Genomic DNA, 12,991 nt, shown 5'->3' with positions numbered 1-12,991 from the left:
CCGTGCCGTGTGCGTAAAAATACTTAGAGCTTTTCTGACACGGCCGCGCGGGGTACCTCGGACCCCGCCTCCGAGTAGACCTCCGCCGACGCGGCGGCGCCCCGTCCCATCCGGGACGGGGAGATGCTGCTGGAGGTGGAGAACCTCGGCAAGCACTTCCCCGTCACCGCGGGGCTGCTGCGCCGGCAGGTCGCGGCGGTGAAGGCCGTCGACGGCGTGTCGTTCTCGGTCCGCAAGGGCGAGACCCTCGGCCTGGTGGGGGAGTCGGGCTGCGGCAAGTCCACCACCGGCCGGATGATCATGCGGCTGCTGGACCCGAGCTTCGGCAAGATCACCTTCGAGGGGCAGGACATCACCACGATGTCCCAGGGGCGGCTGCGGCCGCTCCGCCGCGACCTCCAGATGATCTTCCAGGACCCGTACTCGTCGCTGAACCCCCGCAAGACGGTCGGCGCGATCGTCGGGGCCCCGTTCCGGCTGCAGAACATCGCCACCGAGAACGGGGTGAAGAAGGCCGTCCAGGAGATCCTGGAGCTGGTCGGCCTCAACCCCGAGCACTACAACCGGTACCCGCACGAGTTCTCCGGCGGCCAGCGCCAGCGCATCGGGATCGCCCGCACGCTGGCGCTCAAGCCGAAGCTGATCGTCGCGGACGAGCCGGTGTCGGCCCTGGACGTGTCGGTGCAGGCGCAGGTCGTCAACCTGCTGGAGGACCTGCAGGACGAGCTCGACCTCACCTACGTGGTGATCGCGCACGACCTGTCGGTCGTCCGGCACATCTCCGACCGGGTCGCCGTCATGTACCTCGGCAAGATCGTCGAGATCGCGGACCGCAACGACCTGTACGAGCGGCCCATGCACCCGTACACCAACGCGCTGCTGTCGGCGGTTCCGGTCCCGGACCCGAGCCAGCGCGGCGAGCGGCAGCGGATCCGGCTGCAGGGCGACGTGCCGAGCCCCCTCGACCCGCCGCCCGCGTGCCGGTTCCACACCCGCTGCTGGAAGGCGCAGGACATCTGCAAGCAGGTCGAGCCGCCGCTGATCGAGCTCAGCCACGGCCACCAGGCCGCGTGCCACTTCCCGGAGAACACCACCGTGTCGGCGACCGACGAGGTCGCGAAGGCCGCGGTGGCGCCGGGGACCGCGCCGGCCGCCGAGTCCGACGCCGAGACCGGCGAGTAGGCCCCGGCCGCAGGACCGCCCTCGGGCGCGCCTCCGGCACGCCGAAGCCCCGGCCCCCGCACAGGGGGACCGGGGCTTCGTCATTCCCCCGCTCGGCAGCCGCCCCTGACACCGGAGCGGTCGTCTCCAGAGCGTCGTCTCCAGAGCAGCGACCCTCTGCCTTCCGTCACGCGGCACCGGTGCTGGTCGACGCTGGCCGCTCGCGGCGTCCTCGCTCTTGGCGTCCTCACTCGTGGCGTTCTCGCGACACGGCGAAGCCCCGGCCCCCCGCTGAAGGGGGCCGGGGCTTCGGGACGGGAGCCGCCGGTCAGTCCGTGGAGATGGCCTTCAGCACGTCCATCCGACCGGCGCGCCACGCCGGCCACAGCGCCGCCAGCACACCGATCACCGCGGCGACCACCAGGTACACCGCCAGCGTCCCGTACGGCACCGCCAGCACACCGAGCCCCTGGCCCTTCAGCGCGTTCTGCAGCGCCGCCCCGAACGCCACGCCGATGCCCATCCCGAGCACGGCGCCGAACACCGCGATCACGATCGACTCGACCCGGATCATCCGCCGCAGCTGGCGGCGGCTGATGCCGATCGCCCGCAGCAGCCCGATCTCCCGGGTCCGCTCGATCACCGACAGCGCCAGCGTGTTGACGACCCCGACCGCCGCGATGATCACCGACATGGCCAGCAGGATCGACAGGAACGTCACGAACCCGTCCACCTGCTTGCGGGCGTCCTTCTTCAGCGACGACTGGTCCGACACCTTCAGGTTCGGGTACGCCTTCAGCGCCGACTCGATCGACGCCTTCGTCGCCGCGTCCGTCTTCGCCGCGTTCACCAGCACCGCGTCCACCGACGGCCGCACCGTGTGCCGCAGGTACACCTGCTCCGAGACGATCCGGCCGCCGATCAGGTCGCTCTTCTCGAAGATCCCCGTCACCTTCAGCTGCTCGGTCCTGCCGTCCGGGAACAGCGCCGGCACCGTCGACCCGACCCGCCAGCCGTTGTCCTTGGCGGTCGACTCGTTCACCATCAGCCCGCCCGCGCCGATCGCGGTGCTGCCCGACACCATCTTCAGCCGCGCCGCCTTGGCGATCACACCGACGTCGCCGGACATGTACGTGCCGCGCTTCCCGGCGATCTTCGCGGTGCCCTCGTAGGTCGGCGACGCCGACTCCACCCCCGCCGCCGCCTTGATCTTCTGCGTGGCGTCCGCGGTGATGTCGCCGCCGGTGGCCTGCACGAGGTAGTCCGCGCCGAACTGCGCGTCCACCTGCTCGTCGATCGACGCGCGCATCGTCGCGCCCAGCACGTTCACCGTGGTGATCAGCGCCAGGCCGATCATCAGCGCCGCGGCGGTCGCGGCGGTGCGGCGGGGGTTGCGCAGCGCGTTCTGCCGGGCGAGCCGGCCCGGCGCGCCCATCAGCCGCGCGAACGGCCACCCGAGCACCTTCACCACCGGCACGCTGATCACCGGCGCGAGCATCGCGACCCCGATGAACACCGCGAACGCGCCCCCGCCGACCGGCACCGCCGGGTTCCCGCCGCCGCCGGCCAGGCCCACCGCGATGAGGCCCGCGCCGATCAGCGTCAGCAGCGACCCGAGCGCGACCCGGATCCGCAGCGTCCGCTGCGGCAGCGCCACGTCGTCGCGCATCGCCGCGACCGGCGGGATCTTCGCCGCGCGCCGCGCCGGGAAGTACGCCGACACCACCGTCACCACGATCCCGACGACGTACGACCAGACCACCGGCGTGAGGGTGAACGTCAGCCCGCCCGAGCCGGCGTCGCCCATCTGCGTCTGCAGCAAGGCCGCCAGGCCCGCGCCGGCCGCCAGGCCCAGCGTCGACCCGACGACCCCGACCGCGACCGCCTCACCGATCACCGCCCGCGTCACCTGCGGGCGGGCCGCGCCGATCGCGCGCAGCAGCGCCAGCTCCCGGGTCCGCTGCGCCACCAGCATCGAGAACGTGTTGAAGATGATGAACGCCCCGACGAAGATCGAGATCAGCGCGAACGCCAGCAGGAACGTGCGGAAGAACCCCATGATCTGCGCGACGTCGCTCTTGTTCTCGTCGCGCATCTTCGTGCCGGTGACGGCCTCCACGCCGTTCGGCAGCACCTTGGCGACCCGGTCCCGCAGCTGCGTCTCCGACGGGCCGGTGGTGCCCATCTCGATGTCGCTGAAGTAGCCGGGCTTCAGCATCAGCCGCTGCGCCGTCGGGGTGTCGAACGCGGTGACGCTCGCGCCCATCAGGTTCCCGGTGTCGATCAGCCCGACGAGCCGCATCCGCTGCGGCGGCCCCGACGACACGACCCCGACGGTGTCGCCGACCGCCAGTCTCCCCTTCTTCGCGGTCTCCGCGTCGATGATCACCTCGCCGGGCCCGTGCGGCACCCGGCCCGTCTTCAGGTCGAACGACCCGTCGGCGTTCCAGTTCGTGCCGAGCTGCGGCGGGCCCTGCCCGCCCGAGCCCACGATCTTCCCGTCGCGGCCCACGACGGCCGCGTACCCGTTCACGTTGCCCTGCGGGTCCTTCACCCCGTCGACGCCCTTCAGCGCCGTCAGGACCGACGCCGGCACCGGCTGCGCCGCCTGCCCGTCGTTCTCGCCGCCGACGACCTTCTTGGCCCGCACGTCCACGGCGACGTTCTTGCCGACCCGGCTGAACAGGTCGTCGAACTGCTTGTTCATCGTGTCGGTGAAGATCAGCGTGCCGGCCACGAACGCCACGCCGAGGATCACCGCGACGGCCGTCAGCACCAGCCTGATCTTGTGCGCCGCCAGGTTGCGGAGCGTGACCTTGCCCATCATCGCGCCGCGACCCCCGGCCCGTGCCCGCCCGGCGCGGCGGCCGGGCGGCCCGCCGTCTCGAAGCCCTTCATCCGCTCCAGCACCCGCTCGGCGGTCGGCCCGGTCATCGTGTCGACGATCTGCCCGTCCGTCAGGAACAGCACCTGGTCGGCGTACGCCGCCGCGGACGGGTCGTGCGTCACCATCACGATCGTCTGCCCCATCCGGGTGACCGAGTCGCGCAGGAACGACAGCACCTCCGCGCCGGACCGCGAGTCCAGGTTCCCGGTCGGCTCGTCCGCGAAGATGATCTCCGGCTGGGACGCCAGCGCCCGCGCGCACGCCACCCGCTGCTGCTGCCCGCCCGACAGCTCCGTCGGCCGGTGCTTCAGCCGCGGCCGCAGCCCCACGGTGTCGATCACCTCGTCCACCCACGCCCGGTCGGCCCTCCGGCCCGCGATGTCCATCGGCAGCGTGATGTTCTCCAGCGCCGTCAGCGTCGGGACCAGGTTGAACGCCTGGAAGATGAACCCGATCTTGTCGCGGCGCAGCCGGGTCAGCTGCTTGTCCTTCAGCCCCGTCAGCTCGGTGTCGCCGATGAAGACCTGCCCGGAGTCCACCGAGTCCAGCCCCGCCATGCAGTGCATCAGCGTGGACTTCCCGGAACCCGAGGGGCCCATGATCGCGGTGAACCGGCCGCGGGGGATCCCCACGGTCACCGAGTCGAGCGCGACCACCCGGGCGTCGCCGCGCCCGTACACCTTGGCGATCTGATGGGCCCGTGCGGCGAAGTCGCCCGCCCCGGGCGCGGAGTGCGCGTCAGCGGTCGATGGGGCGGTGTTCGTCACGTGAACTCCCCTGTGTGAGTGGATGAGGTGGAAAACGAACTGCTGCGGACCGCGATTCGTCCCCCGGCGGCCCACCACACAGAACAGTAGAAGTCCGACCGCCTCCGGAGATGCACCCCAGGAATGGACTTACCACTCCATCCGTGGCAGGAGACGCGCGACCCGCGTCGTCCTACCGGAGTAGGGGACCGGCCGGCGAAAGAGGGGGCGGCTCAGGGACGCCCCCTGACCCCGCACCCACCGGATACCGCCCCACCAGCCCGGACACCACCCGCACGCCCTCAGGGACGACCCCTTCCGGCGCGGCCGGGAAAAGCCGCCGCCGGGGCCGCCGCACCGCCCGCGATCAGCCCTGCCCCGGGCGGCTCAACCCGGTCTCGTACGCGTACACCACCGCCTGGACCCGGTCCCGCAGCCCCAGCTTCGCCAGCACGTTTCCGACATGGGTCTTCACCGTCGTCTCGCTCACCACGAGCTCCGCGGCGATCTCCGCGTTCGACTGGCCCCGCGCCACGTGCGCCAGCACCTCCCGCTCCCGGGCCGTCAACGTGTCCAGCCCCGGCGGCGGCGCCGCGTCCCGCACCGCCGGCAGCCGCGTCGCGAACCGGTCCAGCAGCCGCCGCGTCACGCTCGGCGCCACGATCGCGTCGCCCTCCGCCACGATCCGGATCGCCTGCACCAGATCCTCCGGCGGCGAGTCCTTCAGCAGGAACCCGCTCGCCCCCGCCCGCACCGCCTCGATCACGTACTCGTCCAGATCGAACGTCGTCAGGATCAGCACCTTCGGATCGTGCGACGCCGCGCCCTCCCGGATGATCCGCCGGGTCGCCTCGATCCCGTCGACCCCCGGCATCCGGATGTCCATCAGCACCACGTCCGGCAGCAGCGACCGCGTCATCTCCACCGCCGCCGCGCCGTCCCCGGCCTCGCCGACCACCGCGACGTCCGCCTCGGCCTCCAGGATCAGCCGGAACCCCGTCCGCAGCAACGGCTGATCATCGACGAGCAGCACCCGCACCGCGCTCACCCGGCCACCCCGCTTGCGTCCATCGTCCCCGCTCCTCGCCTCGCACCGGCCACCGTCACCCTATGCCCTCCCCGCCCCGGCGGCGGCCCCCGCAGCGCCTCCGCGGCGGCCTCGCGACCGCCACGCCCCAGGCGGGATCGAGCGCCTCGCGAACCGCCCACCCCGAGCGGCCCCACCGCTCACGCCTCCAGCGGGAACCGCGCCCGCACCCCGAACCCCCCGCCGACCCGCGGCCCGATCCGCAACTCGCCCCCGTACAGCGCCACCCGCTCGTACATCCCCACCAGCCCGTGCCCCGGATTGTCCGTCCCGTCCGCCACGATCGTCGCCGTGCCCCGACCGTCGTCCTCGATCTCCACCGTCAGATCCGCGTCCGTGTAGTACAGCCGCACCCACGCCCGCGCCTGCGCCCCCGCATGCTTCAACGTGTTCGTCAGCGCCTCCTGGATCAACCGGAACGCCGCCACGTCCACCCCCGGCGACGGCGTCCGCGCCTCCCCCTCGATCCACAACTGCACCGACAACCCCGTCTCCCGCACATGGTCCAGCAACTCCCCGAGATCCCCCAGACCCGGCTGCGGCGCCAGCTCCCGCCCCGCCTGGTCGGCGTCCCGCTCCGTCCGCAGCACGCCCACGATCCGCCGCATCTCGCTCAGCGCCGTCCGCCCGACCTCCTCGATCGTCGACATCGCCTCCCGCGCGCTCCCCGGATCCCGGTCGATGATCCGCCGCGCCGCCCCCGCCTGCACCGTCATCACGCTCACATGGTGCGCCACCACGTCGTGCAGCTCCCGCGCGATCCGCGACCGCTCCTCGATCCGCGCCGCCCGCGCGTCCGTCCCCCGCGCCCGCTCCAGCCGCGCCGCCCGATCCTCCAGCTCCGCGAAATACGCCCGCCGCAACCGCAGGTTCCGGCCCAGCACCCACACCCCCGCCACCAGCGCGCAGTCGCTCACCAGCACCACCGGCGACGTCCCCACCGGCAGCATCACCAGCGACACCAGGAACGACACGAACCCCGCCACGCCCCCCAGCGCGCTCTGCGCCAGCCCCCGGTGCGCCGCCAGGCTGTACACCGCGATCAGGAACGACATCACGTCCGGCACCGACGGCGGATACCCCCACACCGTCAGCGTCAGCTCGCCCGCCACGACCACCAGCAGCACCGGCAGCGGATGACGGCGCCGCCACACCAGCGCCATCGTCACCACCACGACGATCAGCCCGTTGACCGCGTCCGGCGCCCGGAACGCCGCGTAGTCACCGCTCTCCGGGAAGTCCTGCAGGTACATCTGCGGCAGACCCACCAGCAGCAGCCCGGCCGCGAGCAACGCGTCCGCCGCCTGCGGACGCGCCTGCAGCCAGGCACGAAAAGTACGAAGACCACGGATGCGGGGTGACACGACTATCACCCTAGGAGGTCACAGCAGGTCGCGACCCCTCCTGCGCGCGGATCCGCGATCCTCCCCAAGGATGACCCCGCACGCCGCCTCTCCGCCCCGCGGCGGCCGGGCCCCTCCGCCCCGCGGCGCCCGGAACCCCGCACCGCTACAGGTCGTCGCGCTCCCGCACCGCGCCGCCCTCCGCCGCACCCTCCAGATCCGCCGGAGACGGACGCCGCACCGGAACCGCGGGCAGCGGCGGGGGAGTGCCCCCGAACTCCGGACACCGCTCCTTGTGATCGCACCAATCGCACAACCGGCTCGTCCGCGGCCGCCACTCACCCGAATCCATCGCCCGCCGGATCGCCTGCCACAGAGCCTCCACCTTCCGCTCCGTCGCCCGCAGATCCCGCTCGTCCGGCTCGTACCGCAGCACCTCGCCGTTCCCCAAATACATCAACTGCAGCAACCGCGGCACCCGCCCCTGCAACCGCCACAGCACCAGCGCATAGAACTTCATCTGGAACAGCGCCCGCGCCTCGAAATCCGCCCGCGGCGCCGTCCCCGTCTTGTAGTCCACGATCCGCACGTCCCCCGACGGCGCCACGTCCACCCGGTCGATGTACCCCCGCAGCTTCAACCCCGAATCCAGCACCGTCTCCACGAACAGCTCGCGCTCCGCCGGCTCCAGCCGACGCGGATCCTCCAGCGTGAAGTACCGCTCCACCATCCGCTCCGCCTGCGTCAGCCACTCCGCCCGCTCGGCCTCCCCGGCCTCGCCGTCCCCGAACAGCCCGCCCAGCTCCGGCTCCGCCGACAGCAGCCGCTCCCACTGCGGCCCCAGCAGCTCCAGCGCCGCCCCCACCGTCCGCCCGCCCGCCGGCAGGTCGTACAGCCGCTCCAGCACCGCGTGCACCAGCGTCCCCCGCACCGCCGCCGGCGACGGCCGCTCCGGAAGCCGATCGATCACCCGGAACCGGTACAGCAGCGGACACGTCATGAAATCACCCGCCCGCGACGGCGACAGCGACCCCACCACCTCCACCCCGCCCCCACCCCGCGGAGACGGAACGGACACCTCACCACCGGTCTCGGTCGTCGTCATGGCACAGCAGCGTAGGCGACGCCCCCGACGAAATCCCGCACCCCCGCGCACCCGCCGGGATCACCCGCCCACCCGCCGAGATCACCGCGCACCGCCACCCCGACCCGCCCCAACGGGGCCGTAGCATCGGATACGTGACCAACACCGCGCCCCCGACCCAGGGCAAGACGCCCGCCGGCGACCCCGGCCCCCGCAAAGGCGGCCCCGACGCCCGGCCCGGCCTCTACATGGGCCGCCCCTTCGGCGTCCCCGTCTACGTCTCGCCCAGCTGGTTCCTGGTCGCCCTCCTCGTCACGGTCATGTTCGAAGGCCAGGTCAACGGCGTCATCGACCGCCCCCTCAGCTACCTCGTCGCCTTCGCCTACGCCGTCCTGCTCTACGGCTCCGTCTTCGTCCACGAACTCAGCCACGCCGTCACCGCCCGCGTCCTCGGCCTCCCCGTCCGCTCCGTCACCCTCCACATCCTCGGCGGCGAGACCTCCATCGAACGCGAGGCCGCCACCCCCGGCCGCGAATTCCTCATCGCCTTCGCCGGCCCCCTCGTCAACCTCGTCCTGGCCGGCCTCGGCCTCCTCGCCCACGCCGTCCTCCCCCTCCCCGACGTCGCCCTCCTCCTCATCGACGCCCTCACCTTCGCCAACCTCCTCGTCGGCGTCTTCAACCTGCTGCCCGGCCTCCCCCTCGACGGCGGACGCCTCGTCCGCGCCGCCGTCTGGAAGGCCACCGGCCACAGCCGCAGCGGCGCCATCGTCGCCGGCTGGATCGGCCGCGCCGTCGCCGTCGCCTGCCTCATCGCCGGCGCCTACCTCGCCACCTACCGCACCGGCGGCGGCACCGGCGGCATCGGCTGGCTCGCCCTCCTGTGGTCCGCCCTCGTCGCCTCCTTCATCTGGGTCGGCGCCACCCAGGCCATCCGCGCCGAACGCTTCCGCGACCGCGTCCCCCTGCTGTCCGCCCGCCGCCTCGCCCGCCGCGCCACCCTCGTCACCGCCGACACCCCCCTCGCCGAGGCCATCCGCCGCGCCCACGCCGACCAGGCCGGCGCCCTCGTCATCGCCGACCACGACGGCAACCCCCAGGCCCTCGTCAGCGAGAAGGCCGTCACCGCCACCCCCGAGCACCGCCGCCCCTGGATCACCGTCGGCGAGCTGTCCCGCGGCCTCGAACCCGACCTCGCCCTCCCCGCCGACCTCGCCGGCGAGGACCTCATCACCGCCCTCCGCCGCAACCCCGCCTCCGAATACCTCCTCACCGAACCCGACGGCCGCGTCTACGGCGTCCTCGCCGTCACCGACGTCGACCGCGCCTTCGCCGGCGTCTGACCACCCCGCCCACCCGGCGCCGACGGCCCGCCCCCACGGCCCGCCCCACCAGCCCGCCCCGCCCGGACGGACGGCCTGAGCTCCACCCGCCCGGCGCTAGCCTTGACCACCATGAGCGAACCCCGGCCCACCGAGCCCGCACCGTCCACCGGCCGCATCCCGCACGGCCCGTTCCGGCCCGGAGACCAGGTTCAGCTCACCGACCCCAAAGGCCGCATCAACACCATCACCCTCCAGCCCGGCAAGCTCTACCACTCGCACAAGGGCTCCGTCCCCCACGACGACATCATCGGCAGCCCCGAAGGCACCGTCTACCGCTCCAGCGGCGGAGTCGAATACCTCGCCTTCCGCCCCCTCCTCGCCGACTTCGCCGTCCGCATGCCCCGCGGCGCCGCCGTCGTCTACCCCAAGGACGCCGCCCAGATCGTCGCCATGGCCGACATCTTCCCCGGCGCCCGCGTCATCGAGGCCGGCGCCGGCTCCGGCGCCCTCAGCTGCTTCCTCCTGCGCGCCGTAGGCGAACACGGCCTCGTCTCCTCCTACGAGCGCCGCCCCGACTTCGCCGACATCGCCCGCGCCAACGTCGAGAAGTTCTTCGGCGGCCCCCACCCCTCCTGGCGCCTCACCGTCGGCTCCCTCGAGGGCGCCCTCACCGAGACCGAGGCCGACCGCGTCGTCCTCGACATGCTCGCCCCCTGGGAGACCCTCGACGCCGTCGCCAAGGCCCTCATCCCCGGCGGCATGGTCTGCGCCTACATCGCCACCACCACCCAGATGTCCCGCGTCGTCGAGGACCTGCGCGCCCACGGCGCCTTCGCCGAGCCCTACGCCTTCGAGACCCTCCTGCGCTCCTGGCACGTCGACGGCCTCGCCGTCCGCCCCGACCACCGCATGGTCGGCCACACCGGCTTCCTCGTCACCGCCCGCCGCCTCGCCGACGGCGTCACCCCGCCCGCCCGCCGCCGGCGCCCCGCCAAGGGCGCCCACCCCGTCCCCGAGACACCCGCCGCAACCCCCGAGACACCCGCGTCCACCCCCGAGACGCCCGCCGAATCCTGACCCCTCCCGGGCCGCCCCGCCCGCGGAACTTCGCAAAACACCCGCCTCGCAGACGAGCGCACTGCGACGGGCTTGCAATAAGCACAGCGACACGCCGTGTGCCACCCCACACACCCCGAAATCGACAAACCCTCCACCCCGACACGCCCCCACACCCAAAACCCCAGGTCCGCGCAGCACAACACCACCACCAACACCACCCCCGGCCCGCCCCCCGAACACCACCCGAACCACACCCGCACGACACGAGTACCGAATGGGCAGGTTACGGAAGCCCTCCAGATAGGTAGGGTCTCAGTAGGTCGTCGGCTCTCTTCGTGAGGAGGTGACGGGGCGTGGCCGCTCGTGACGATGCTGGGGCGCGCAGGGCGCAGCACGACAAGGAGGTCAGGGACCTCCAAACGCAGATCTCCTTCCTGGAGGAGGAGATCTCCGTGCTGCGCCGCAAGCTCGCGGAATCCCCGCGCCAAGTACGTGTCCTGGAAGAACGCCTCCATGAGGCACAAGCGAACCTGGCCGCCGTAACCGGCCAGAACGAGCGACTCGTAGCGACCCTCAAAGAGGCTCGCGAACAGATCGTGGCGCTCAAGGAGGAGGTCGACAGGCTCGCGCAACCACCCTCCGGATTCGGGGTCTTCCTCGAATCCCGAGACGACGGAACCGTCGACATCTTCACCGGCGGACGCAAGCTGCGCGTCAACGTCAGCCCCGCCGTCGACGTCGACGAACTCCAACGCGGCCAGGAGGTCATGCTCAACGAGGCCCTCAACGTCGTCGAAGCGCTCAAGTTCGAAGAGCAGGGCGAGGTCGTCATGCTCAAGGAGCTCTTCGACGACGGCGAACGCGCCCTCGTGATCGCGCACGCCGACGAGGAACGCGTCATCAAGCTCGCCGAACCGCTCCGCGGAGTACCCCTCCGCGCCGGCGACTCCCTGATGCTCGAACCCCGCTCCGGCTACGCCTACGAGAAGATCCACAAGGCCGAGGTCGAAGAACTCGTCCTCGAAGAGGTCCCCGACATCTCCTACGAGGAGATCGGCGGACTCGGCTCGCAGATCGAGATGATCCGCGACGCCGTCGAGCTGCCCTACCTGCACGCCGACCTGTTCCGCGAGCACAAGCTCCGGCCGCCCAAGGGCGTCCTCCTCTACGGACCGCCCGGATGCGGCAAGACCCTCATCGCCAAGGCCGTCGCCAACAGCCTCGCCAAGAAGGTCGCCGAACAGACCGGCAAGGAGGGCAAGAGCTTCTTCCTCAACATCAAGGGCCCCGAACTCCTCAACAAGTACGTCGGCGAGACCGAACGGCACATCCGCCTGGTCTTCCAACGGGCCCGTGAGAAGGCCTCCGCCGGAACCCCGGTCATCGTCTTCTTCGACGAGATGGACTCCATCTTCCGCACCCGCGGATCCGGCGTCTCCTCCGACGTCGAGAACACCATCGTCCCGCAGCTGCTCAGCGAGATCGACGGCGTCGAGGGGCTGGAGAACGTCATCGTCATCGGCGCCTCCAACCGCGAGGACATGATCGACCCCGCGATCCTGCGGCCCGGCCGCCTCGACGTCAAGATCAAGATCGAGCGGCCCGACGCCGAAGCCGCCAAGGACATCTTCTCCAAGTACATCCTCAGCGGCCTCCCGCTGCACCCCGACGACCTCAAGGAGCACGGCGGCTCCGAAGAGGCCACCGTCGAGGCCATGATCCAGCGGACCGTCGAGCGCATGTACACCGAGAGCGAGGAGAACCGCTTCCTCGAGGTCACCTACGCCAACGGCGACAAGGAAGTCCTCTTCTTCAAGGACTTCAACTCCGGCGCCATGATCCAGAACATCGTCGACCGCGCCAAGAAGATGGCCATCAAGCAGTTCCTCGACACCGGCCAGAAGGGCCTGCGCGTCAACCACCTCCTCGCCGCCTGCGTCGACGAGTTCAGCGAGAACGAGGACCTGCCCAACACCACCAACCCCGACGACTGGGCTCGCATCTCCGGCAAGAAGGGCGAACGGATCGTCTACATCCGCACCCTCGTCTCCGGAACCAAGGGCGCCGAAGCCGGCCGGTCCATCGACACCGTCGCCAACACCGGCCAGTACCTGTAATCCGCACCACACGAACGGCCACGCGGCGGCCGCCCCCACCACGGGGCGGCCCCCGCCGGCCGGTCCCCACCCCCCCCACCACCCCCGGATGGCGCCGCACAATCCCCACCCCCGCCGCCCCCTCCCGGCCCGCCTCGGCGACGGCCTCGGCGCCGTCCGCCGCCTCGCCGACGACGGCCAGC

General features: G+C 71.8%; 9 protein-coding genes. 4 read left to right on the top strand and 5 right to left on the bottom strand.

Annotated elements, in window-relative coordinates; all coding sequences use genetic code 11:
• Positions 1-123: 123 nt before the first annotated feature.
• Entirely contained in the window at positions 124-1,182 is a 1,059-nt protein-coding gene (locus tag ABT299_RS50730; RefSeq protein WP_241755665.1) for an ABC transporter ATP-binding protein, read from the top strand.
• 307 nt (positions 1,183-1,489) lie between these two features.
• On the opposite strand, the gene ABT299_RS50725 is transcribed toward ABT299_RS50730, so the two are convergent.
• The 5 genes from ABT299_RS50725 to ABT299_RS50705 form a co-directional block, all read right to left on the bottom strand.
• Positions 1,490-3,988, bottom strand: a complete 2,499-nt coding sequence (locus ABT299_RS50725; RefSeq protein WP_500255247.1) for an ABC transporter permease — start codon at positions 3,986-3,988, stop codon at positions 1,490-1,492.
• Positions 3,985-4,815, bottom strand: coding sequence for an ATP-binding cassette domain-containing protein (locus ABT299_RS50720; protein ID WP_190857199.1), 831 nt, complete (start codon positions 4,813-4,815; stop codon positions 3,985-3,987). The genes ABT299_RS50725 and ABT299_RS50720 overlap by 4 nt, the downstream gene beginning before the upstream one ends.
• 346 nt (positions 4,816-5,161) lie before the next feature.
• Positions 5,162-5,842, bottom strand: coding sequence for a response regulator (locus tag ABT299_RS50715; protein WP_307799995.1), 681 nt, complete (start codon positions 5,840-5,842; stop codon positions 5,162-5,164).
• Between the two features lie 179 nt (positions 5,843-6,021).
• Positions 6,022-7,245 (bottom strand): histidine kinase, encoded by a 1,224-nt coding sequence (locus tag ABT299_RS50710; protein WP_190857197.1) that lies wholly within the window; start codon positions 7,243-7,245, stop codon positions 6,022-6,024.
• A 145-nt stretch (positions 7,246-7,390) separates the two neighbouring features.
• Positions 7,391-8,224, bottom strand: a complete 834-nt coding sequence (locus ABT299_RS50705) for a PD-(D/E)XK nuclease family protein (RefSeq protein WP_241755664.1) — start codon at positions 8,222-8,224, stop codon at positions 7,391-7,393.
• Between the two features lie 239 nt (positions 8,225-8,463).
• Between ABT299_RS50705 and ABT299_RS50700 the strand changes: the two genes are divergently transcribed.
• From ABT299_RS50700 to arc, 3 genes are all read left to right on the top strand, one after another.
• A complete protein-coding gene (locus ABT299_RS50700; RefSeq protein WP_500255246.1) occupies positions 8,464-9,651 on the top strand; it encodes a site-2 protease family protein in 1,188 nt (395 codons plus the stop codon).
• A 111-nt stretch (positions 9,652-9,762) separates the two neighbouring features.
• Positions 9,763-10,710: a tRNA (adenine-N1)-methyltransferase gene (locus tag ABT299_RS50695; RefSeq protein ID WP_500255245.1), complete on the top strand. Its 948-nt coding sequence runs from the start codon at positions 9,763-9,765 to the stop codon at positions 10,708-10,710.
• 335 nt (positions 10,711-11,045) lie between these two features.
• Positions 11,046-12,809 carry a proteasome ATPase gene (gene arc / locus ABT299_RS50690; RefSeq protein WP_190857189.1) on the top strand — a complete coding sequence of 588 codons (1,764 nt, stop codon included), beginning with the start codon at positions 11,046-11,048 and terminating at the stop codon, positions 12,807-12,809.
• The last annotated feature ends 182 nt before the right edge of the window (positions 12,810-12,991 follow it).

This window comes from Spirillospora sp. NPDC000708, assembly GCF_040299565.1.
Lineage (GTDB): Bacteria > Actinomycetota > Actinomycetes > Streptosporangiales > Streptosporangiaceae > Spirillospora.
Note: the sequence above shows the minus strand (reverse complement) of the source record. Positions and strands in the feature narration are given on the sequence as shown.

What these genes read in the sequence shown, in the direction of transcription:
- ABT299_RS50705 (WP_241755664.1), bottom strand. Translation starts at nt 8,224, where the DNA reads ATGACGTGTCCGCTGCTGTACCGGTTCCGGGTGATCGATCGGCTTCCG.
- ABT299_RS50730 (WP_241755665.1), top strand. Translation starts at nt 124, where the DNA reads ATGCTGCTGGAGGTGGAGAACCTCGGCAAGCACTTCCCCGTCACCGCG.
- ABT299_RS50725 (WP_500255247.1), bottom strand. Translation starts at nt 3,988, where the DNA reads ATGATGGGCAAGGTCACGCTCCGCAACCTGGCGGCGCACAAGATCAGG.
- ABT299_RS50695 (WP_500255245.1), top strand. Translation starts at nt 9,763, where the DNA reads ATGAGCGAACCCCGGCCCACCGAGCCCGCACCGTCCACCGGCCGCATC.